The 22,688-nt window shown below is 39.2% G+C and carries 16 protein-coding genes and 2 pseudogenes; 9 read left to right on the top strand and 9 right to left on the bottom strand.

The window, feature by feature from the left end; translation table 11 throughout:
• The first annotated feature begins 11 nt into the window (after positions 1-11).
• Positions 12-1,145 (top strand): lysine-epsilon-oxidase maturase LodB, encoded by a 1,134-nt coding sequence (gene lodB / locus G4P69_RS00970; RefSeq protein WP_208341365.1) that lies wholly within the window; start codon positions 12-14, stop codon positions 1,143-1,145.
• 156 nt (positions 1,146-1,301) lie between these two features.
• Here the strand turns inward: lodB and G4P69_RS00975 are convergent, their stop codons facing one another.
• Together G4P69_RS00975 and G4P69_RS00980 are read right to left on the bottom strand one after the other, a co-directional pair.
• Complete coding sequence (locus tag G4P69_RS00975; protein WP_208341364.1) at positions 1,302-2,354, bottom strand: mevalonate kinase family protein; 1,053 nt, start codon at positions 2,352-2,354, stop codon at positions 1,302-1,304.
• Positions 2,355-2,407: 53 nt separating this feature from the next.
• Positions 2,408-3,112, bottom strand: coding sequence for a cytochrome b/b6 domain-containing protein (locus tag G4P69_RS00980; RefSeq protein ID WP_208341363.1), 705 nt, complete (start codon positions 3,110-3,112; stop codon positions 2,408-2,410).
• Positions 3,113-3,161: 49 nt separating this feature from the next.
• Here G4P69_RS00980 and G4P69_RS39835 point away from each other — a divergent pair, with 49 nt between their 5' ends.
• The 4 genes from G4P69_RS39835 (at position 3,162) to G4P69_RS00995 (ending at position 7,907) form a co-directional block, all read left to right on the top strand.
• Positions 3,162-3,290: a hypothetical protein gene (locus G4P69_RS39835; RefSeq protein ID WP_279606296.1), complete on the top strand. Its 129-nt coding sequence runs from the start codon at positions 3,162-3,164 to the stop codon at positions 3,288-3,290.
• A gap of 349 nt (positions 3,291-3,639) precedes the next feature.
• Positions 3,640-5,058, top strand: a complete 1,419-nt coding sequence (locus G4P69_RS00985; protein WP_208341362.1) for a ferritin-like domain-containing protein — start codon at positions 3,640-3,642, stop codon at positions 5,056-5,058.
• 76 nt (positions 5,059-5,134) lie between these two features.
• Entirely contained in the window at positions 5,135-6,658 is a 1,524-nt protein-coding gene (locus G4P69_RS00990) for a LodA/GoxA family CTQ-dependent oxidase (protein ID WP_208341361.1), read from the top strand.
• A 136-nt stretch (positions 6,659-6,794) separates the two neighbouring features.
• Positions 6,795-7,907 (top strand): FAD-dependent oxidoreductase, encoded by a 1,113-nt coding sequence (locus G4P69_RS00995; RefSeq protein ID WP_208341360.1) that lies wholly within the window; start codon positions 6,795-6,797, stop codon positions 7,905-7,907.
• Here the strand turns inward: G4P69_RS00995 and obgE are convergent.
• On the bottom strand, positions 7,886-8,926 hold the full coding sequence (obgE, locus tag G4P69_RS01000; protein ID WP_208341359.1) for a GTPase ObgE: 1,041 nt from the start codon (positions 8,924-8,926) through the stop codon (positions 7,886-7,888). The genes G4P69_RS00995 and obgE overlap by 22 nt on opposite strands.
• Before the next feature lie 109 nt (positions 8,927-9,035).
• On the opposite strand from obgE, the gene G4P69_RS01005 reads away from it, so the two are divergent.
• On the top strand, positions 9,036-10,133 hold the full coding sequence (locus G4P69_RS01005; protein ID WP_208341380.1) for a glutamate--cysteine ligase family protein: 1,098 nt from the start codon (positions 9,036-9,038) through the stop codon (positions 10,131-10,133).
• Between the two features lies 1 nt (position 10,134).
• Here the strand turns inward: G4P69_RS01005 and G4P69_RS01010 are convergent, their stop codons facing one another.
• Positions 10,135-10,668, bottom strand: a complete 534-nt coding sequence (locus G4P69_RS01010) for an alpha/beta hydrolase (RefSeq protein WP_208341358.1) — start codon at positions 10,666-10,668, stop codon at positions 10,135-10,137.
• Between the two features lie 171 nt (positions 10,669-10,839).
• On the opposite strand from G4P69_RS01010, the gene G4P69_RS01015 reads away from it, so the two are divergent.
• Entirely contained in the window at positions 10,840-11,055 is a 216-nt protein-coding gene (locus G4P69_RS01015; RefSeq protein ID WP_208341357.1) for a hypothetical protein, read from the top strand.
• Positions 11,056-11,394: 339 nt separating this feature from the next.
• Here the strand turns inward: G4P69_RS01015 and G4P69_RS01020 are convergent, their stop codons facing one another.
• Together G4P69_RS01020 and G4P69_RS01025 are read right to left on the bottom strand one after the other, a co-directional pair.
• The gene (locus G4P69_RS01020; RefSeq protein ID WP_208341356.1) at positions 11,395-11,934 is read right to left on the bottom strand and encodes an alpha/beta hydrolase; all 540 of its coding nucleotides are present in this window, start codon (positions 11,932-11,934) and stop codon (positions 11,395-11,397) included.
• A 289-nt stretch (positions 11,935-12,223) separates the two neighbouring features.
• A pseudogene (locus G4P69_RS01025) lies at positions 12,224-12,496 on the bottom strand (ABC transporter ATP-binding protein); the annotation flags it as partial.
• Positions 12,497-12,871: 375 nt separating this feature from the next.
• On the opposite strand from G4P69_RS01025, the gene G4P69_RS01030 reads away from it, so the two are divergent.
• Positions 12,872-13,378, top strand: a complete 507-nt coding sequence (locus G4P69_RS01030; protein WP_208341355.1) for a DUF1993 domain-containing protein — start codon at positions 12,872-12,874, stop codon at positions 13,376-13,378.
• 281 nt (positions 13,379-13,659) lie between these two features.
• On the opposite strand, the gene G4P69_RS01035 is transcribed toward G4P69_RS01030, so the two are convergent.
• Positions 13,660-14,199 carry an alpha/beta hydrolase gene (locus G4P69_RS01035; RefSeq protein WP_208341354.1) on the bottom strand — a complete coding sequence of 180 codons (540 nt, stop codon included), beginning with the start codon at positions 14,197-14,199 and terminating at the stop codon, positions 13,660-13,662.
• 288 nt (positions 14,200-14,487) lie between these two features.
• Positions 14,488-14,763, bottom strand: a pseudogene (locus G4P69_RS01040) (ABC transporter ATP-binding protein); the annotation flags it as partial.
• Positions 14,764-15,067: 304 nt separating this feature from the next.
• Between G4P69_RS01040 and G4P69_RS01045 the strand changes: the two are divergent.
• Entirely contained in the window at positions 15,068-16,444 is a 1,377-nt protein-coding gene (locus G4P69_RS01045) for an AAA-like domain-containing protein (RefSeq protein ID WP_243902347.1), read from the top strand.
• A gap of 319 nt (positions 16,445-16,763) precedes the next feature.
• Here the strand turns inward: G4P69_RS01045 and G4P69_RS01050 are convergent, their stop codons facing one another.
• A complete protein-coding gene (locus G4P69_RS01050) occupies positions 16,764-22,511 on the bottom strand; it encodes an AAA family ATPase (RefSeq protein ID WP_208341353.1) in 5,748 nt (1,915 codons plus the stop codon).
• Positions 22,512-22,688: the final 177 nt, after the last annotated feature.

Below are 22,688 nucleotides of genomic sequence, written 5' to 3' on the forward strand. Positions count from 1 at the left end.
GGATTAATGAAATGCAATTTAATCACGGTGTTGATGTTGCCATAATTGGTGGAGGTTCTGCAGGGACTGCTTTAGCTTTGACACTGTGTTTATATTCAAAACTGATAGTAGCAGTGATTGAACGAACAGCTTACGATAACATTCGTATTGGGGAAAATGTATCCGCCAGCTTGCTACCTTTACTGGATTACCTGCAAGTAAAGGAATCTTTTTTGGCAGATAATCACTTACCTGTTTACAACGTTGCTGCTATATGGGGAGATTCCTTACTGCACAGCAGACCTTCTATCTTCAATCAAATAGGCGAAGGTTATCTCCTAGATCGGGGAGAATTTGATGCTATGTTGGCTGAACAGGTTGTTAGCCGAGGAGGTCAGCTGTACTTGCAGACTAAATGCCTTGAGGGTGAGCAATTGGACGGAGGGGGATGGAGACTTTTGCTTGCTGGTGATTCTGGGGAATCTTTCTGGCTGGAAGCCCGTTATTTGGTTGACGCAACGGGCAGACAATCGAGAATTGCCAAACGATTGGGAGCAAAATCTATTATCTTCGACTCCCTAGTAGGAATCAGTGCTTTTCTTGATTTTGACAAAAATAAACCAAAAACTGAAGAAATTGTGATTGAGTCAGTTCCAGAAGGATGGTGGTACTCTGCGTGGCTACCAGACGGGAAGTTAAGCGTGGTGTTGATGACGGATGTAGATATTATGCGACAGCAGCGACTTCACAAGGCACAACCGTGGATCTCCCTATTATCTAAAGCTAACCATACCAGCAACCGTGCTAGGGGAGGAACGTTGATTTACCCCCTAGCCATAAAGCCTGCACACTCTCACATCCTTGATCGCGCTGTCGGTGAGGACTGGATGGCGGTGGGGGATGCTTGTGCATCTTTCGACCCACTTTCATCTATGGGTATAGGACACGCTATGACTTCAGGAAGCCATGCTGCTGTTGCTTTGATTGAACATCTTAGCAGTAACAAAGGTGGATTACTGAAAGAGTATCAGAGTGGACTAGAACGTAATTTTGAGACTTATCTGAGAATGCGGCACATGTATTACGAGATGGAAAAGCGGTGGCTAGAAGCCCCATTCTGGAAACGTAGAACTAAATTAACCCCCATGCCTGTTGCTGCAAAATAGATTCGTTGCTCGTTTTTCAATACATCTTTACTCTAGCGCCCTTACCATCATTTCTCAAGCGTGATCGCCCTAGCGCACAAAACTATTGCGATCGCCTATCTTTTTAAATACGTAACAGCTTACACATTTATACCCGCAATTACCTTGAGTCAATCATCAGGGTAGTTTTGAAATAGTTAATTCTAACGCTTGCATTTGAGGGAAATCGCGCTGAATAATCTCGATAACTTTTCTTTGACTCTGTTGATTTTTAACAATCAGTTGTGCAGTACCATCACCCTGAGAACCCACACCTTTTCCTCCAAATATATAAGGCTGTATTGGCTCGTGTTCAAGAAGGAGATGAAGTTTTTTTGCAGTCAATTGAGAAAGACATGCCGGAGTTACATCCTTGTCAAATTCTGCTTGAGCTTTTGTCATTAACGCTCCAAGAAGTTCGGCATCTCCTCGCTGTATTGCTTCAACTGCTTGCTGGGTAATTTTAGCACTAATAGAACCAAGATATTTCTGGACATTTTGCTGAAGAGGATTAGTAGCAAAAGGATAGCATTCATTCAATGCTCTTAGTATTTCTTGTGTATTTTTACTTCCGTTGAGATCAACAATCACAAAAAACAAATCTTTTGTAACCTTCAGTTCAATCAAGTCGATTTGTTCACCATCAAATATCATCAAGATTGGACGATTCCCATAAGCACAAGCCTGATCCATTCGACCACAAAGACTAGGAGTGGTTCTTTCTCCCAGATAGGCGAACTCCATTTCTTCACGAATTGTCAGATTCAAGTGATACAGACGATTAAAAGACCGAGCAATGAGAACGCAAAACGCAGCACTTGAAGATAAACCTTTTTGGATAGGTAAGTCAGTTAGATAATTATCAATCTCCAGTCCGCCAACAGGATAGTGACTCAAAAATTGATAAGCTGTACCAGCAGCATAACTAAAAAAACCACCCTTGTTAGCTACGGCTTTCAAGGTATTAGGTTCCATAGATAATCTGCGCGGTTCATAACGGCTTCCATCATTCAAAGAACCACGAATAATTAACTCCGTAGAATTGGGTTTAACATCTGCATAAATTCCTTGGTTAGTACCAACAATTAAGGTGTAGCCCTTCTCAATTTCAGGATTAATCCTGCGATATTCTCCTGCCCAATCGCTGTGTTCTCCGAATAAACAAAGACGACCTGGAACAAAAAGTCTCATTCTAATTTTCCTGTTGTTAATTAGCTGCTCGTTACTGTACCAATAAATGGCACTTACTTAAACAAGGGAATAATCCAAGCAGCAAGAATGCTCAACAGGATAAGTATTTCCAGCCAAAATAAAGTAAGTGGGGATTGGAACCAGTCTGACCAGAAACCTTGGCGAATACCTAACCACCATTGAGACACATGACCAGACCAAAAAGTAGGACTATCTTTCTCGCGAAATTGCCAGCTAAGCATGGATAGCAGTAATGGAACTCCCCCAACTTTGGAATTTATCAACAGGTGAAGCGCGATCGCAACCACTATAATCACCCACGCACTTAAGTGAGCATAATACCACGCATGATTCAATTCTCCTTTTGGCAACCATGTTTCATTCATCATCTTGCCGGTGAATAGCGCAAACGTTAAAGCAAGCAGGACAAATGTATTGGTAAAGCGGTTTAGCGTATACCACCATATGGGTTTACCAACCTGAAGCAATTTAGCAAAAGAGTCAGGTTGAATCAGTCGCTTGTATCCCCGATGGAATGCGTACAGAGCAAACGCAGGAAATATCAGCAAGCTATATAATCCAAAAGTTCCGTGTAGCCCTTCAATTTCTCTATAGGAGGGCAATGGAATTCTCCCCCAGCGTCCATCATAGGTATCATAAGTCCAGAAAGCCGTCAGGATTGCAGCCACTACAAACAGACCAGTGAGTCCATGCAAAATGCGAAGGAGAAGTGGTTGATACGGTCGAGTCAATTTCATGTAGAGCAACGAGTAGCAAGTATGCTAGTGACACTAATCTAGACAAACAATGATCGATTGTATTCAGATTAAGTTAAGATTAGCACAAGGTTGCGAGAATCATGAACGTAAAAGTACCGCGATCGCTACCTTGCTGTTATGGTTAGCAGTCGCTTATGTAATGTATAGACAGCACTGATTTATTAAAGTATAAAAAAATTACGGTAGACTGAAACGTTTCTCACAAGTCTTACCAGTCCTTGATTTATATCGCTCTCGCTACAAGCCTAAAGTAACGAGCTACTTGAGCAAACGAACTCCTCTGGAGTATTAACTCCACTAATCGTCTGTAGCTTCTGCATAAGTCAATTAATATTTCATCTATTTAAGAATAAGCTAATCGGCATTAGGTTTCGTGTTAAAGCCTAATTGAGAGTCAGGGGTTTCCTTCGGATTCCTGATTTTCTTAACCACGGCTAATACAAGCTAAAATGCAGTCAGCCGAGTACAGGATAAGTAAAAAATAGGATCCGTATTTCTCAAAACTTATGAATCGAAGTAAAGTATCTGAGTTGCTTTGGGTAAAACCAGAGGCAAAGTTCAGATTTGAGGAGAGAGGCGTTACTGTAGCCGATCCACTGAGTCAGCTGATTAATGAAGTAGGTATTCCTACTTTGCGAAATGCACAAACTCCTCTTGAGGAAGCTGTGTTTTTACTCCAGATTGCGGCAGAAGTAGAACACGCTTTACTTGTGCAATATCTATATGCTGTCTATTCTTTAGATGTTACTGTTGCAGGTGACCAATTAAGGACGATTATCAAGATTGCAGAACAAGAAATGGGGCATCTGCTCACAGTGCAAAACTTGCTGCTATTTATTCGTCATGGTTTGCACTTTGATCGAGGGGATCTAAAACCTGACAACGAGTTAGATCCATTTCCTTTTGTTTTAGAGCCTTTAACTAAGTCATCTCTGGCGAAATATGTTGCAGCAGAAATGCCTATTATTGATGACACTAACCCTTTAAAAGCTGAAGTTGATAAAATCGCCGAAGAAGCTAAAGTTGCCGCAATGGGGCAAGCAGTGCATCGAGTAGGATTGATATACGCCAAAATTTATTGGCTTTTTCAAGAGAGTGATACTCCAGAAGGGGCTTGGCTGCTCAATCATGATGGTTTTCCTTCAGGGTTTCATCTGAGTTCTGAGGATTTTGAGTCTGCCACAGTTCTTAGTAGTATTCAGGCTGATGAACTAGAGTGGCGAGCTAGTAGTGCAGAGAGCCTTCATATTGATCCGGTTACCTCCCGTCAAGAAGCTTTGACTGCTATTGACACAATTGCACGCCAAGGAGAAGGACTTACAGACCAAAACAATTCACACTTCCAGAAGTTTTTAACTATTTACCGTCAGTTGGCAAATTCTTCATCGCCATTTAGCTTAGAAGTGCCGACGTATCCTAATACTCTTGAACAACCGCAAACAAATCCAGATTTGGAAAAGGGTCGCATTACCAACCCAACAAGTCGGCTGTGGGCAAAATTATTTAATAGCAGGTATCACATCCTCCTTTTAGCGATCGCTCAGAGTTTATCGCTAGATAAATCTACAGAACCAACCAATAACTTACGTAAAGAATTGATTGGATGGGCATTTGAAGAAATGAACAATACTGTAAAAAGTATTGCAAAAAAATTAACAAAGCTTCCTCGCAAGATACCTTCACAAACTGATGTCTTTGCAGGAGCACCATTTGAATTACCTGAAGAAGTTTTGCCTGTCAAAAAATTAGACCAGTGGCAATTGCAAAAAACTTTGTTGGCTGAATCAAATCAATTAATCGACAAATTAAAACAACAATCTGACCTAGATCCGATTGGCAGGGGATTGCTCGCTCAAATCAAACAACTTAATGATCGTCGCACAGCCACAATTGAAGCTCAAATCCAAGCTAGCTCAACACCCTAGTGGTCGCTTTACCCAAAATTGCCGGATGTAGACTGGCGCACTCGAAGTTATTTAAACACTCATGAAGGAGAAATCAATGGCAAAAATTTACAAAATTCATCCATCTATTGGTATCGCCAGAGTAGGAAACAGCCCGGATAAATTTTATGTGGGATCTGAAATACCTGGTGTAGCGCCCGTTGAGATTGTTAACGGAGAAGAAAAAACCCTTCAGAAGTATAAAGATGAAAATGGTCGCCTGAAGCGACAAGCTGCTCGGTTTAGAATTTTTGAGTTTGAGCAGGATGCAACTGGTGTCCTCTCATCTGGACGTGAAATAACTGCTAATGAGGCTACTATCGAGTGGCAAGTTCATCTTGTTAATAGTAAAGCTGCAGGACAAAAGTTTAATAATGATAGTGGCGCACTTCGCAATCCTGGAGTGGAGAGAAAAAAACTAACTATTGATCCAGGGGAGAGAAGTATTTCTGGGCAACAGCAGCAAGGTGTTAAATTTGACGGTGGCAAATTCCTGGGGGTTGAAGTCTATTTAGGGGAGTTACAGACAGATGCATCAGGGCGGCTTCTTGTTCTGGGCGGTAGAGGAAATTCTGCTTCAGTTCCAGATGGCGTAGCGATACAAAACTTTGCAAATAATGATAAATGGCATGATGATGTTTCGGATGGTACCGTCACAGCAAAAATTACTTTTCCTGGACAAACCCCACGCAATGTAGACCAACCAGCTTGGGTAATTGTTACACCACCAGACTTCGCACCCGAAATAGAAGGTATTGTTACTCTTTATGACATTGCCTTTCAAGTCGCTGTCACTCGCAGGTGGCTTTCTGCACCTACAAAACCATCTTTTAAAACCGATATTTTTCCAATCATCAATCGTGCAGCTTCATTGCGATGGGTGAATCAGTGGGACATTTGGAATGCTATTCCACGAGATTGGGAAAAACTATCCTCTCAACAGGATTCATCTGCACAATTACGACAGCAAGTTTTTGACTTTCTCTCTCAACCTCCTCTCGCGGAGCTACAGCTGACAAAAGTTCAACTTTCAATGCTACAGCAGTGGAAAGCAGGGAACTTCGTAGATGATTGGACAACTCCGCCTGCTTCGCCTCTGACTTTGACGCCTCAAAATTTAGATCGAGCGGCACTAGAACTTTGCGTTGGCGGTGGATTTTTCCCAGGTATTGAGGGAGGAATTTTGCTGACGAAGCCAGATATTTATTCTGAGCCTTTTCGATTGTCTCATCAAGCTCTTTCTCCTGGCTCAATTACTCAAAGAATGGCTGTACCCTGGCAAGCTGACTTTTTTGACTGCCAGGGTAGTTGGTGGCCTGCACAGCGCCCTGACACTGTTCAACTACCTTCACAGAGTGGTCCGCCTAGTGAGGGTTGGGCAAATGGAATTGCTAGTGAGGATGATTTAGTTAAGAATTTCAGTAAACTTGGGTTTGTGGTATCGAGAAAAAATAGTGCAGGCGAGGTTGTTTTTGTTGAAGAGGAGCGCGATCCTAATTTGCCTCGTGAAAGCTCAAGGGGATTGTCTGAACTAGTCGCTCAGAAAAATCAACAATTGCAACAGACGAGGAGTCAAAACTAAAAGCCTAAAAAACAGGGTATTGCAGGTTTATTTACCTGCAATATCATGTAATCAAAGCAATCAGTTTTTTGTACTTTCAAAATCAAAAAATCACCCTTGTTCATGATTTGAATTATTTAATAAATATAGAGGTAATATGACATCCAGTCGCAAAGTGGATGTAGTGATTATTGGTGGGGGTCCTGCTGGCACTTCCACGGCGATCGCATTAGCAAAAAGCGGACGGAGTGTGGCAGTTCTAGAGCGCTCTCGGTATGAGACTGTTAGAGTAGGAGAAACTTTACAACCAGGAGTGCGTGTATTACTATCTGAGCTAGGAGTGTGGGAGCGTTTTCTGAGTGATGCTCATGTCCCAACTGAAGGGATTATTTCTGCGTGGGGTAGTTCAGAACTCTATGACAATAACTTCATTTTTAATCCTTACGGATCAGGGTGGCATTTAGATCGTCGCCGTTTTGATGCTATGCTTGCCTTAGCTGCCGAAGATGCTGGAGCAAGTGTTTATCTCTCGACACGAGTAGTAAGTTGTACTCAAAGGCCAAATGGCGGTTGGTCAATTGAAGCAATTTGTGATGGTCAAGCGATCGCACTCTTAGCAGACTTTCTTGTGGAAGCCACTGGTCGAGCTTCTTCGCTGGTAGGGAAACCCGCAACCAAAAGAATTGTCTGTGATAATCTCATAGCAGTGATAAAATATTTTCAATTTAGTTCTCCTGTCGCTGACTGCCGCACATTGGTGGAAGCGAGCCAATCCGGTTGGTGGTATTCTGCTGTTTTACCTAATAACCATCTTGTTGTTGCTTATATGACAGATGCGGATCTACTTCCTAGAGGTCATATGTCTTTGGCAGACGTATGGCGATCGCGCATTCAAGATGTTCCTCACACCCTGGCAAGGGTTGATCCGTGTGTATCAAATTCTAGCACCCGCTCAATTGCAGCTTACAGCTATCGAAGGAATTGTGTCGCTGATACTCAGTGGCTTGCTATTGGGGATGCTGCTTCTGCGTTTGACCCCTTATCATCTCAAGGAATCTCCAAAGCTCTGCAATCTGGTATTGCTGCAGCAAAAGTGATCCAAGCAAGCCAAAGCGATAGTCAAGTTTCGCTCAACGAATACGCTGGTGATGTGGAAAAGAGCTTTGACAAATATTTGCAAGCACGGGCAGCATACTATAATCGGGAAAAACGTTGGTCTGATTCTATTTTCTGGCAGCGACGCCAATCTTACGCCTCCTCCATCAGGTGATCCTCAGTTATCTCACTCGCATTAAGTTGATCGAGAATTGACCAAATTTGCTGTAACATAGGCTCTAATCCAGCACCTGTAACCGCTGAAATCTGAAAAACTGGAGCTTGACAAATGTCAGAGATCTGTTTAGCCACTGATTCTAAATCCTGAGTTTCTTGGTCAACTGCATCAATTTTATTCAATGCCAAAACTTGCGGACGATCTGGTAAACCTCGTCCGTAAGCTTGTAATTCTTGCTGAATTGTATTATAATCATCCAAAATATTATCACTAGTTGCATCAATTAAGTGCAATAGTAAGCGTGTCCGCTCAATGTGACGCAAGAAATCGTGTCCTAACCCTACACCTTGAGAAGCTCCCTCAATTAATCCAGGAATATCAGCGAAAACTGTGCCATCACCAGTAGGTTTCCGCACCACACCTAGATTTGGCACTAATGTTGTAAAAGGATAGTCAGCAATTTTCGGACGTGCAGCCGATAAAGCAGAAATCAGGGTGGATTTTCCTGCATTTGGTAGCCCAATAATACCTACTTCCGCTAAAAGTTTTAACTCTAGCCGAAGTTGCTTAATCTCCCCTGGTAATCCGGGGAGGGCGTATTCAGGTGCGCGGTTACGGTTGCTTAAAAAATGCTGGTTTCCTAGTCCTCCCTTACCGCCAGTTGCAACAACTAAAGTTTGCTTAGGTTCAGTTAAATCTCCAATCACCTCTCCTGTTTCAGCATCATAAACAACAGTACCGCAAGGAACTTCAAGAATTAAATCCTTTCCATTTGCACCAGTACGGTTATTTGGTCCACCACGAGCACCATTATCTGCCTGAAAGCGGTGATTATATTTAAAGTCTAACAAAGTTTGCAGATTTTCCTCTGCAATAAAGATGACTGATCCACCTTTCCCCCCATTACCACCAGAGGGACCACCAGCCGGTACATACTTTTCTCGTCGAAAGGCAACAATCCCATCGCCTCCCTTACCAGATTCTACTTCAATTTCTACTTGATCAATAAATTGCATTATGAGTGAAACTATAAAGTAATATTATATATACGATAAACCCCAACCATAGTTATTCTTATGGCAAAATACCTACATTTCCATTACCCTTATACAATATACATAGATGATGTTTTATTTTGGCATCGAGCATGAAGTTGCTTTCCTTAATCAGGAAGGAAAGTTGGCAGATTTTTCTTGTACGAAATTTGCTGACTTCAATCAAGTTATAGAAAGATTACCTATATACCATCAAGACTATCCTCGATTGCGTATTGGGGGCGGTGGAATTAGAAAGAAAAGATGGTATATTGAAGGGTTTGAAAGACTTGATGATTCTGGTGAAGTGAGTGAATATATACCTAAAGGTATAGAAATTAGAACAACTATACAATCAGACATTCACAGCACCATTACTGAATTATCAGAAAGCTTTCGCTTGCTGCGCAATGTTGCGGTTCAGTTCGGTTTTGTACCAGTTTTGGTGACGTTTAATCCTTACTATGATACTTATGAACCTGACCGACCACTAACTGATTACGAAATTAAATGGCGACAGGCTTCTCCTGAAAGACAAACGGAGGATATTGCTATGCTAACTTATGGGCCAGATTTAAATATTTCAGTGGCTGGCTTACCTCCGGAACGCGTCATCGAAATTGGCAGAAAGCTGACTTACTATAGTCCCTACATTATTCCTTTTAGTTATAGCTCTCCGTTTTACCGAGGTAATTTGTGGGAAGGTTTATCTGTAAGGACATTTATCAGAACAGGTAGAAGACCGGCGGTCATGGTTTACGTTGAGAAGCCAGAACAATTAATTAGTAGTGTACCTTCATTGACAAAAATAGCACGCTCTCCTGCTGAGATCGGTCGGATAGAATTTAAAGCTTTTGATACTTGTGATGATTTTTCTATCTATGCTGGTCTACTTGCGCTTCTAAAAGGTCTTGTTTTAGACCAATCACTACTTGGTAGAGCCACTGTACCCGATCCAGCTTTGCACCAACTTTCAGCACAACAAGGGTTTAGCAATGAAGATATTTTTGAGAACGCGACAAAGGTTATACAAGCAGCCGAGGTTGCTCTCATATCAGATCCAGATGTTCACTTGTTAAAACCACTAAAAGTTCTGCTACGGGAACGAAAAACAAAGGCGCATGACCTGATCGAGATATACAAGAAAGTTGGTTCAATAAACGAGGTACTTAAGCAAACTTATAAGTAGTTTAGAATACTTTGGCAAACTGGCTTAACCGTTCATAAACAGCAATAAGGCGATCGCCATTAATTTCAACAGAAGCACCAGGATAGTTACGAATTGCTCCTAGCAGCGTGACTTCGCCACTTTGCTTGATAGATCCAGCTAAAGCCGAATGCAGTGCTTGCTGATCTAGCTGTTTTCCGGGAGAATGAACCACCTCACCAATTTGATCGACTAAAATTGGTCCCGCCCAACCAGATAGTAAGCTATTTAAAAAAGCAGGATCAGCTTTAATTCCTGCTTTCAGAGCCTTACGAGCTAGTGCAGGTTCTTGATTAGCTGCTTGCAAGTAAGCTTTTATTGGAGGGGTGGTCTTACCAGTATCCACAAACTGACTTAACTCTTTGAGAGAAACTGGTTTTTGGAAGTTACCATACTTTAAAATAACCGTATCCGCAGCATTAGCACTGGTGCTTGTTAGTAACACACTAGCGCTCACTGCTAGAAAAGCAGTAAAGTTATGTTGCTTTAATCGACGAAACAGTGTAAAGATTTGCATTTTTTTGCAAGAGCCTCTTTTGAGTAGCGTTACAGGCAACAATAGCTATTATGACGTTTTTCTTTGCAGAAGTTCGCAAGCGGCGCAATTTCCGCATGAGCGACTGCTGTAAAGAGTAAAGCTAAAACGCTTCAAAGAGATACTTTGCAGACAATTGCGCTAAGCAAATTCATGACTGATGATAAATGTCAAGATCATCATTTGATTAATACTGAGGTCATTGAGCGACCAAGGGATGTTCACCTAGAAAACGGGGTTGTTTTGCAACAAGGTACATGGCTAGAGCGCTGGACTGTAAATCGTTGTGGAACATTAATTCCTTATAAAGTCGAGTACGCTGCTGATCAACACGGTGGTACCTTTTTTAAGGTAATGATTGAAAAGTAATAATTTCAAATTCTCAAAAAAACAATCCACTATATCATTCTATTGAAAAGTTTTCAACATTTAATCCTTGAAGTCAAATTTGAGCAGGAACAAAAATTAGTGACCCAGCTTTACACGGACTTTTTGTACAAGCTGGGTTTATCAATGAAGATATGTTTGAGAACACGACAAAGCTTTTACAAACAGGTAAGGTTGCACTTAGGTCAAACCCTGATATTCATTTGTTCAAATTACTAAAATATCTTCTCCTGAAGAGAAAAATAAAAGCGCATAATCCTATCTAGATGTCTAACAGAGTCGGTTCAACAAATGAGACACAGAAGGATACTTACAAGTATTTTAGAAAAAGTAAAGTTTCCTAAGCTGGCTTAGCCGGTTATAAACAGCAGTGAGTTTATCGCCGTCAATTTCAACAGTATCTTGAGGATAGTTGCGAAGGGCTCCTATGAGAGTAACTTCACCACTTTCTTTGACAGATCCAGCTAAAGCAGACTGCAACGTCTTGTCGTCTAGGTTTTTTCCAGTAGGATGGATAACCTCACCAATGTGGTCACGTAAAACTGGTCCCGCCCAACCAGATAGTAGACTATCTAAAAAGGCAGAATTAGTTTTAATTCGAGCTGTCAGTGCTTTACGTGCTAATACTGGTTGTTGATTACATGCTTGCAAATAAGCGTTTATTGGGGCGGAGACCCGACCAGTATTCACCAACTGATTTAATTCGCCGATAGGAACTTCTTTCTGGAAGTTACCACACTTTAAGATAACCTTATTAGCAGCATGCGCACTGGTGCTTGTTAGTAACACGCTAGCAGTCAGGCCTAGAGAAAGAATCAACTTATGTTGCTTTAACCGATGAAAAAATTGAGAAATTTGCATTGTGTAATGTTTCCTTTTTGAGGAGTATTATAGGCAACAATAGCTAGACAATACATTAAAGGTATAAGCAAAAGCAAGAATTTCTAAAGTTTTATTTTTAAATTTTAATGTAGTTTGCCATCTTAAAATGAAAAAAAGTTAAAGCTTGGCAAAGTGATATGAAAACTGTTGAAAAACATGCTATAAAAGAATCCCATAATTAGCACAATTTTTGCTAGCAACTAGTATAGCTGACGCGAATCGTAACACCCTTCAAGCGGGTTTATAACCTATCCTTTGAAACAATGTTTTACCTTTGATTGTTGTAAAATCCTGCATAACGGCGCTCAAGTGCTAGTAATTCTTGATGAGTTCCTGACTCTACAATTTGACCTTTTTCTAAAACTAAAATACGATCGCACCGCTTCACAGTACTCAAACGATGAGCAATCATAAACACTGTGAGGTTCTCCATCAGTCTTTCGAGCGCTTCCAGTACCAGTGCTTCTGATTCTGAATCAAGTGCAGATGTTGCTTCATCAAGAATTAAAATTCTAGGGTTGAGGAGAACAGCACGCGCGATACCTTCGGTGGGCTACGCCTACGCAATCCTTTGCTTTTGTCGCATTATCGCTTTCCACCGCTGTAGGTTTAATTGCCAACAATTCAAAAACCCTGTCAACAGACGCTTCAGCAACAGATCGGTAGGTTGGGTTGAATGGAGTGAAACCCAACAAAATATTGGTTTTTCGCCTTGGGTTTCCTTCCTGAACCCCACCTTGTATCTTAAAAAGAGTAGTAGACCGTCCCAACCTAGGTCATACTAGACCGCTATATAGCACGGTTTAGTACAAAATTCATCTAAAATTTCACCTATATTTATACGTTACCGGAATGGTGTATCTTGTTCATGGCCGACTATACCAACTAAGGTTGAAGTTTCTTTGGAGAAAGATCAATGACCATTTCAATGTATCAAGCTTCAGTACCGGTCTGTATTCGTACACTAAGTAACCTTGTAAATATTTTGGAAAAAGGTGCTACATACGCACAAACAAAAAAAATAGATCCTACTGTATTAATCAATAGTCGTCTATTCCCAGATATGTTCCCATTGTCAAAACAAGTACAAATTGCTTCTGATGTAGCGCGCAGAGGTGTAGCAAGACTAGCAGGAATAGAACCACCAAATTTTGAGGATACAGAAACTACATTTCCTGAACTTATTGACCGCTTAACGAAAACTATTTCTTTTTTAGAGACATTGAAACCCGACCAAATTGATGGTTCAGAGGAAAAGACAGTTACCCTTGAGGTAGGTGAAAACACTTTATCTTTTCAAGGGATGCCCTTTCTCCTTTATTTTATTTTACCCAACGTTTATTTCCACGTCACGACAGCATATGACATTCTCCGGCACTGTGGTGTAGAACTGGGCAAACGAGATTTTCTTGGTAGCCCCTAAGAAGTGCAATTCTTACATTAAAAGCAGAAAGCCTGCAAAAATGAACCCAGCTTTGCACCAAGTTTCAGCGCAAGCTGGGTTTAGCAATGAAGATATGCTTGAGAACACGACAAAGCTTTTACAAACAGGTAAGGTTGCACTTAGGTTAAACCCTGATATTCACTTGTTAAAATTACTAAAAGATCTTCTCCTGAAGAGAAAAATAAAAGCGCATACTCTTATCGAGATGTCTAACAGAGTCGGTTCAACAAACGAGACACTGAAGGATACTTACAAGTACTTTAGAAAAAGTAAAGTTTCCTAAGCTGGCTTAGGCGGTTATAAACAGCAGTGAGTTTATTGCCTTCAAGTTCAACAGTATCTTGAGGATAGTTGCGAAGGGCTCCTATTAGAGTAACTTGACCACTTTCTTTGACAGATCCAGTTAAAGCAGAGCGCAACGTCTTGTTGTCTAGGTCTTTTTCGTCAGAATGAACAACCTCACCAATTTGGTCAACTAAAACTGATCCCGCCCAACCAGATAGTAGGCTGTCTATAAATGCAGAATCAGTTTTAATTCCAGCCGTCAGTGCTTTACGTGCTAATGCTGGTTGTTGTTTACATGCTTGCAAATAAGCGTTTATTCCGGTGGAGGCTTGGCCAGTACTCACAAACTGATTTAATTCACTGATAGTAACTTTTTTCTCGACTTCACCACACTTTAAAATAACTTTGTTAGCAGCGTGGGCACTGGTGCTTGTTAGTAACACGCTAGCAGCCACGCCTAGAAAAAGAATCAACTTGTGTTGCTTTAATGGATGAAAAATTTGAGAAATTTGCATTTTGTAATGTTTCCTTGTTGAGGAGTGTCATAGGCAACAATAGCTACACAATACATTAAAGGTATAAGTAAAAGCAAGAATTTATAAAGTTTTTTTTTTAAATTTAATGTAGTTTGCTATTTTAAAATAAAAAAAAGTTAAAGTTTGACAAACTGACATGAAAACTGTTGAGAAACATGCTAATTATGAATCACATGATTAGCACAATTTTTGCTAGCAACTAGTATGATTGACTCGAATCGTAACACCCTTCAAGCGAGTTTATAACATAACCTTTGAAACAATGTTTTACCTTTGATTGTTGTAAAACCCCGCATAACGGCGCTCAAGTGCTAGTAACTCTTGATGAGTTCCTGACTCTACAATTTGACCTTTTTCTAACACTAAAATACGATCGCACCGCTTCACAGTACTCAAACGATGAGCAATCATAAACACTGTGCGGTTCTCCATCAGTCTTTCGAGCGCTTCCTGTACCAATGCTTCTGATTCTGAATCAAGAGCAGATGTTGCTTCATCAAGAATTAAAATTCTAGGGTTGAGGAGAACAACACGCGCGATCGCTTCTCCTGGCAACAGGCTTTAAAATAACGGCGTCCTAAGAGAATTGTTTAGCTTGACAAATTAAACAATTACTGCTGTCAATCAGACGGCGAAAATGTCGAACAATCGCTGCGATTTCAGATTTACTCTAATTTACTGGGATATGTTGTTACGCAGCAACTCTGGTAAAGACAAAGCTAAAGTATAAGACTTTTCAGCACAGTGAGTGGTTGCTGCATAAGTTGACTTTGGGTTCCCCTATATATATTGAGATATAGGGTAATTAATATCACCCTATACTCCAAAAAAACCAGAGGGTCAGGTTATGGATATATTGTTAGAAAAGATGTGTTCACAAAAAAACCGGCGGAGACGGGGTGTACTTCTGACACAGGAAGGGTTAAAAAAACTTCAAACAGCTAAGTCTAAAGCAGAAATTGAAGAAAACTCTGGTAATCGGTATACTCTGGAAGCATTGAACGAACGCACGGGCTTATCAGTGGATACAATGATGAAGATATTTGCTGGTGAGTTAGGGGTTGACAAACAATCCCTGAAGTGCTGTTTTAAAGCTTTTGATTTGGTTTTGCAACAGAGTGATTATTGCTTTGCGAAACCACAGCAGCAGGATGAAATATCAGATAACGAGATGTTAGTAACATACTCAGAACCAGAGAGACCAGAAGGTCAAGTACCCTTAGATTCTCGATTTTATATAGAACGTCCTCCAATTGAAACAGATTGTTACAAAGCCATTTTGCAACCAGGCGCTTTAATCCGGATCAAAGCGCCTAGACGAATGGGGAAAACTTCATTAATGTCAAGAATTCTTCAGTCTGCAACTAACCATAAATATCGCACCGTATCTTTAAGCTTTCAGCTAGCTGATAAAGCAATTTTTCAAGATTTAGATAAATTCTTGCGTTGGTTTTGTGCAAGTATTAGTTTGGGTTTACAGGTGCCTAATCAACTCACAGAGTATTGGGATGAGCTTTTTGGCAGCAAAATTAGCTCTAAGATTTACTTCGAGCAATATCTTTTAGCAAAAACAAACAGCCCTATTGTGCTGGGGTTGGATGATGTAGATCGGTTGTTTCAATATCCTGATTTAGCTGATGAATTTTTTGGATTGTTACGCGCTTGGCATGAGGAAGCCAAAAATCGTGACATTTGGAAGAAACTGCGCTTGGTTGTAGCCCACGCAACAGAAGTATATATTCCCCTGAATATGAATAAGTCACCTTTTAATGTGGGATTGCCAATTGAGTTACAACCACTAACCAAAGAGCAGGTACAAACTTTAGTGCATGAGTATGGCTTAAACTGCTCAGAATCAGAAGTGGAACAATTACTTGCCTTGGTTGGCGGGCAACCTTATCTTATTCAACTAGCTCTATATTATACATGGCGTCAGAGCATAACTCTAGAGCAAGTGTTGTCAACAGCCTTTAGTTCAACAGGAATTTATTCTGAACACTTACAACAACAGTGGTGGAATCTCCAACAGTATCCAGAATTAATGAGCTTGTTTACACAGATACTCCAATATTCCACCCCAAGAGAACTAAATTTAGAGCAGGTATTTAAGTTGCAAAGTATGGGCTTAGTGTACTTCCAGGGTAATCAAGTGGTTCCTAGCTGTAAATTATATGTTCGTTATTTTTCTAAGCACTTCAATAAAGGCTTGCTACACATTGCTTGATAATATCAAAATTTATGCTGCCAACTTTACCTCATAATGATCCAAATCTCGGTGTGCGTCAAGCACAATTGGCTCGCAGCAGATATATCTATAAATTTACTCATAATACCAATTTTCTGTGAAGCTACGCATTATTTTTACCCCTCCTAACCTCCCTTTGGAAAGGGCAGGGAAAGAAGGCGGTGGGGATTCTTATGCGTCTTCATATAAAAATGGTATTAAAACCATTTTCTGTGTTGATCACCAAAAGTTGCCAAGAGCCAAATTATGCGTAAAATGACAATCGCTTCTTGGTATAAATGTATTATCAGTTTATCTCTCAAATAGGATTGCTATATTTGTACAGCAGTTGTTCAATCCAATCAGCGTTAAATACAAATTTGTAAATACGGTTATAGACTCTTAAATTACCTTGTTGCTTGACTACTAATCCCGATAATAGTAATTCCCTTTCTTCCTGACTATCAACTGCAACAACATTCCCTGTATGCCAAATTGACTGATATAGTTTTAATATCTCAACAACACAGGATTTTGTATTAAGGATGCGATCACGTATAGTTTTTAAATGCTCAGGTTCATCTTGTGTTTCCCAATTCTCAATCAACTGTCGTTGCACTAAGTTCTCTACCCAATCGGCTTCATGATCCTGGGGAATGTTTCGTGGTGAATTCCGAATAAGCTTACAAAGTTTTTGGGTGAGAAAAGGCTGTCCACCTGTCCAAGCTAACACTTCTTTGAGGACATTTTGAGCATTGCTTACACGCTCAGCTAGTCCTTGTAGTAAAGGCTGTGCTTCATGTAATTGAAAGCCACTCAGTGGAATAGCTTGACCAATGTTGAAAGGTGTTCGTTTTTTGTCTTGAATTAATTGAGAAGGATTTGCTACTCCTAAGAAGACAAAAGTGAGACGTTTATATTTTGGAAAGTCAGCCCGTTTGTTATAAAAATTTCGCAGTAGGACAAAGAAGTCATCTATTTCAAAGTTAAGATTGCTAACGCTATCAATCTCATCTATAAAAATAACAATATTATTTTGCCAAATATTTTCTAATACTATTTCATCTATAAAATTACTAAGACGTTGGACTGGGGATAAAAATTCATGCTCACGCCACCAAGTACGAATATTAACTTGACTTGAAAGATTTAAACTACTGGCTAATATATAAATGAAGCCTGCATACCACTGTTCCATAGTCAGCAGCCGATTACCAATTTCTGAAATATCGATAGCAGCACAGGCAAAGCCCTCAGCTTGTAGCCTTTTCATGATTTGGACTCGCAAGCTAGACTTGCCCATCTGGCGAGCATTGAAAATGTAACAAAACTCTCCCTGCTTCAAGGCTTTATAAAGATGTCTATCTGCCTGACGTACCACATAAGTAGGTGCATCTATTGGTAAACTTCCGCCAACTTGATATTCATAAGTTAGAGTTTGTTCTGCAGTTCTTAATAAAGCATTCTCAATCACTAATTCAGCTTGAGTGGCTTTGAGAATTTCTAAAGTTTGGCTTAACTCCTGTGTTCGCTCCTGAACTTTAGCTTCTAATTTTTTCTCGCTTTCACGTAATGCTGCTTCTGCTTGTTGGCGCTCTCTTATTTCTCGTTTAAGATTTTGATAAAGTTGAGCATTCTTAATTGAAATTGCTGCTTGAGAGGATAAAATTTTCAAAACTTCTAATCTTTCTGATGTGAAAGCACCAACAGCAAGATTATTTTCTAAATACAGTAGACCAAAAAGCTCTCCTTGATGAATAATCGGTGTACACAGTACAGATTTAGGTTGGGTTTCAATAACATATACATCTTTGGTAAATCTTCCCTCATGGGTGGCATCAACTAAAATTACCTCTTCTCTAGTTCTGACTACATAGTTAATTAAAGAATTGGGTAACTGTTGGCTAGTTTCAGCTAGAACTGATTGGCACACTACTACCTCCGAGTTATCTACAGCACCCTCAGCCTGAATAAATAGCTGTTCTTGCTCCTTTAAAACCAGAAAACCAGTTTGAGCACCAGCATTTTCAATTACAATAGTCATTAATTTTTTTAGTAAATTTTCTAAAATAATTTCACTAGCAAGAGTTTGAGAAGCTTTAATAATTGTTGTAGCATCTAAGACTTGTGAATTACTACTTGTAGTAGAAGAATTAGAAATATTACTTTTAGCTAACGTAGAGTCTTTTTTTGACACCAGAATTATATGTGGATATTTTGATTCTAAATCTTTCACTTTGGCAATAGCTCCCCAACAAAAATAAGCATAGTGAGCTTTGGTCATGTAAGTTCGCGCAATTTCTTGCCGTCCCAAAGCTAAATAAAATTTTGCTGCCAATTCATAAGCTAATGCTTCTTCTTGAAGATATCCATTTTCTTTAGCACCAGCTATAGCGCGATCATAGTGTTCCATAGCTGCAAGTGTTTGTCCCAATATTCTAGCCTTTTCCGCTTCTACTAATTCATATTTGTGTTGATAATTCATGGGAGCATGTTCAGCCCAGTATTTCAGAGTTTTCTGATTTTCATCTACTTGCCTCAAGTATTGTTCTAACTCCAATTTATCTGCAATCAATAAATTATGAGAATACTCAGCCAAAAGTGCTAAAGAATCAAACCATTTATATACTGTAAAGATTATTTCACCTTGGACAAAACGAGCATACTTAAATGCAATTTTTGAGAATTTTAAAGAATTTTGATATTCTTCAAAAAGATAACAAATAAATAACTTACAAAAATAGACATTAAATAAGGATATCAAGTTTTTAGTCGATAGTAAATAAGGTATAATTTCTTCTTCATTCAAATTTTCACCAATCAATTTTGTTTTCACTACAAATGGATTTAGTAAAATATTTACTGCTTGAGCACAAATTTTAGTTAACAATAGTGGATGTTGTTGTTCAAATCTACTAATAAAATCAATATAATCAGCCTGGCATTTTGCCACAAATTCTAGATGCTCACCAACAAAAAAGACATGGTAGCAGTAAAAATTAGCTGCATGACAAGCAAACTCAATATCTCCAACATCTAAACCACTTTCAATTGCTTCATGTAAATTATTTATAGTTTCTTTAATATGTTGTTTTTTGTGATTAATATTAATACTAGTAACGACAAGTGCTTTAGATTTAAACTGTTTAGCATTTAATTGATCTAATATTTTTAAGGCTAACTGACCCATTTGAGCAGCTAAATTAATATTTGGTATCATCCAAGGTGCAATCCCACCATAAATTGCGTAAGCATAAATCGATGGTGGACAATTTCCATATTGCCTAGAAAGCTCAATCATTGTATATAGGATTGGTAATGCTATAGGGCTTTCCGCAAAACAAGCAGGAGCATATATGAGAATTAAAATCTCCATTGCTGCTAGCTTGTATGGATCAGTCATAGGCGATAGGCTAGCCAACTGATCAATATCAAGACTTTCCGGTGGTGATTCTACTAAGGAGACGCTTAGCCTTTCTAAAGTATCCTGCCCAATATCTAAAACAGTATTAATTTCATTTTTAGCTAAATAAATTTTTATTTTTATTTGGTAAATTTTCAGGTTATCCAAGAGATTATTAACTTCTTTGATAGCTGAATTACATAAACATAATGCTTGCTCTAAGTTAGTATTTAGATACTCTGCTTCTGCTGTCTCTATATAAAATTGGAAAGTTAATGTATATTGATTTTTCCAACTCTGACAATGTAGTAGTTGTAAACCTGTATTCAAGTATTTAACAGCAGCTTCGTAAGCTGTAGCATTTTTAGCTTTTTGACCAGCAATGAGATTTAATTGGGCTAACTCATCCTTTTGTACTTGCGTTGTTAGTAAGTCAATGCCAAAATTCAATTGATTGACTAAAACGAAGATATTATCTCTTTGTAGTTGTTTTGGAGTATTTCTCAGCAGAATTTGACCTATCTTCAAATGAGTATTTTTTCTTTCGTTTTCGGGAATCAATGAGTAAGCTGCTTGTTGCACTCTATCATGCAAAAACTTATAGTTAATTTTGATATTGCTAACTTTCAAAATCTCTGATTCTGTCTCTCCAAATGAGAGAGGAATTTTGTAATTTGAAGATAAAGGCAGAATTAGACCAGCTTGCAAGGCACTCCACAAATGAGTAGCTGTTATAATAGCTGAATTTTCATTGACAGTTGCTAAAACTTCTAGGTTGAATTGGTTACCAGTACACGCCGCCAACTGTAAAACTTTTTGTGTTTCTGGTGGTAATTTACTGATATTTCTAGCAATCAATTCAACAATATTGTAATCAGTAATACCAGCGGCTTGAATTTGCTGAATGTCCCAATGCCAACTACCTGTGACTACCTGATACACCAGTAGATTTTCGCTATATAAGCTTTTGAGTAACTGAGTTAGGAAAAAGGGATTACCTTGAGTTTTATTAAAAACTAACTCAGCGAATAATTCAACCTTGTTAGTAGTGCTCGCACCATGTAGTGTATCTACTATTAGTTGTTGAACATGAGTGAGTAACAGGGGTTCTACGGTGATGTTATGCATCACCGTATCTGTCTGGCGTATCTTTTGTAGGGTCTGTATTAATCGGTGAGTAGGGTTGACTTCGTTATCTCGGTAGGCACCAATTAAGAATAAATATTGGGTACTATAATCTGTAATCAGTAGCCTAATTAACTTCAAAGATGCTGAATCTGCCCATTGTAAATCATCTAAAAAAATGACCAATGGATGTTCAGGCTTGCAAAAAACATTGACAAATTGTTGAAAAACACGGTTAAATCGATTTTGTGATTCGGTAGCGCCTAGCTTGGGAACATCAGGCTGTGAGCCAATAATTAACTCTACTTCTGGAATGACATCAATGAGCACTTGACCGTTAGAACCTAAAGCCTCTAGTAGTTTCTGTTTCCAAATGGCAATCTGCTGCTCATGCTCTGTTAATAGCTGACGAATCAATTCTTGGAAAGCTTGGATTAAAGCAGTATAGGGAATATCTCGCTTAAACTGATCAAATTTACCTGTAATGAAATATCCTCTTGCAGCAACAATAGGTTTGTTAACCTCATTCACAATTGAAGTTTTACCAATACCTGAATAACCTGAAACTAGAATCATTTCTGTTGCTCCCTGGCTGACTCGCCAGAAAGCATCCATCAGCTTAGCAACTTCCTGTTCTCTACCATAAAGCTTTTGTGGAATTAAAAGTTGACTCCCGCGATCGCGCTGACCCGCAATAAAATCTTTAATTTCTCCAGTGGTTTGGATCTGTAGTAGACAAGTTTCTAAATCGAATTTAAGTCCATGTGCACTTTGATATCGTTCTTCTGCATTTTTAGCTAAAAGTTTCATCACAATATCTGAAACCTCCCTAGGGATCGGCTTGTGCTGGTAAGGTGGTACAGGCTGTTTGGCAATGTGACAATGAATCAACTCTAGCGGATCGTGGGTTGTAAATGGCAGTGTCCCTGTCAACATTTCATATAAAGTGACCCCCAAAGAGTAGAAATCAGTACGATAGTCAATCGAGCGATTCATCCTCCCTGTTTGTTCAGGTGCCATGTAAGCCAAAGTACCTTCTAATAATTTAGGGTTACTGATAGTTTGCTTTTCTAAAGTTAGTCGTGATGACAGACCAAAATCAGTTAATTTAACTTGTCCGGTTTCGACATTGATAATGATATTGCTAGGCTTAATATCTTTATGAATAATTGCGGCTTGATCTAAATCGATTAATGTTTCTGCTAGGGCGATCGCTATTTGTAAACACTCGTAAATATTTAATTGCTGAGATATGAGAATTTGACTTAAAGACTGACCACCAAAATCTTCTAAAATCAATGCAAAACTGTTCTGGTATTTTTCTAAACTATAAGGTTTAACAACTCGCTCACTCGTAAGGTCTTTGAGGACTTTATATTCATGCCGTAAATTAGTAATTTCTTCTAATGTAGGATACTCGGACTTGAGCAATTTAACGATTACTAGCTGTTGTTTCTGTTTTTTCTTACCTCGGTAAACAACTGTTCCCGTACCTTCATGAATTTTTTCAAAAATTTCATATCCTGATATAGTAATCATAACTTGCACAATTCCTATTATCTTTACTAAAGTAGAGACGTTCTATCAGAACGTCTCTACAGGGTTTATAACAGAATTCCTGACTCAGAACGTAGAAGATTACACTATCCTTTGAGATTTAGGACTTAGTAAAAATTAACTTCATAGTTTCTACAGTGGAACTTACCACTAGGTATG

Source organism: Aetokthonos hydrillicola CCALA 1050, from assembly GCF_017591665.1.
Lineage (GTDB): Bacteria > Cyanobacteriota > Cyanobacteriia > Cyanobacteriales > Nostocaceae > Aetokthonos > Aetokthonos hydrillicola.

Coding starts and splice junctions, on each gene's coding strand:
- lodB (WP_208341365.1), top strand. CDS start 12: ATGCAATTTAATCACGGTGTTGATGTTGCCATAATTGGTGGAGGTTCT.
- G4P69_RS00975 (WP_208341364.1), bottom strand. CDS start 2,354: ATGAGACTTTTTGTTCCAGGTCGTCTTTGTTTATTCGGAGAACACAGC.
- G4P69_RS00980 (WP_208341363.1), bottom strand. CDS start 3,112: ATGAAATTGACTCGACCGTATCAACCACTTCTCCTTCGCATTTTGCAT.
- G4P69_RS39835 (WP_279606296.1), top strand. CDS start 3,162: ATGATCGATTGTATTCAGATTAAGTTAAGATTAGCACAAGGTTGCGAG.
- G4P69_RS00985 (WP_208341362.1), top strand. CDS start 3,640: ATGAATCGAAGTAAAGTATCTGAGTTGCTTTGGGTAAAACCAGAGGCA.
- G4P69_RS00990 (WP_208341361.1), top strand. CDS start 5,135: ATGGCAAAAATTTACAAAATTCATCCATCTATTGGTATCGCCAGAGTA.
- G4P69_RS00995 (WP_208341360.1), top strand. CDS start 6,795: ATGACATCCAGTCGCAAAGTGGATGTAGTGATTATTGGTGGGGGTCCT.
- obgE (WP_208341359.1), bottom strand. CDS start 8,926: ATGCAATTTATTGATCAAGTAGAAATTGAAGTAGAATCTGGTAAGGGA.
- G4P69_RS01005 (WP_208341380.1), top strand. CDS start 9,036: ATGTTTTATTTTGGCATCGAGCATGAAGTTGCTTTCCTTAATCAGGAA.
- G4P69_RS01010 (WP_208341358.1), bottom strand. CDS start 10,668: ATGCAAATCTTTACACTGTTTCGTCGATTAAAGCAACATAACTTTACT.
- G4P69_RS01015 (WP_208341357.1), top strand. CDS start 10,840: ATGACTGATGATAAATGTCAAGATCATCATTTGATTAATACTGAGGTC.
- G4P69_RS01020 (WP_208341356.1), bottom strand. CDS start 11,934: ATGCAAATTTCTCAATTTTTTCATCGGTTAAAGCAACATAAGTTGATT.
- G4P69_RS01030 (WP_208341355.1), top strand. CDS start 12,872: ATGACCATTTCAATGTATCAAGCTTCAGTACCGGTCTGTATTCGTACA.
- G4P69_RS01035 (WP_208341354.1), bottom strand. CDS start 14,199: ATGCAAATTTCTCAAATTTTTCATCCATTAAAGCAACACAAGTTGATT.
- G4P69_RS01045 (WP_243902347.1), top strand. CDS start 15,068: ATGGATATATTGTTAGAAAAGATGTGTTCACAAAAAAACCGGCGGAGA.
- G4P69_RS01050 (WP_208341353.1), bottom strand. CDS start 22,511: ATGATTACTATATCAGGATATGAAATTTTTGAAAAAATTCATGAAGGT.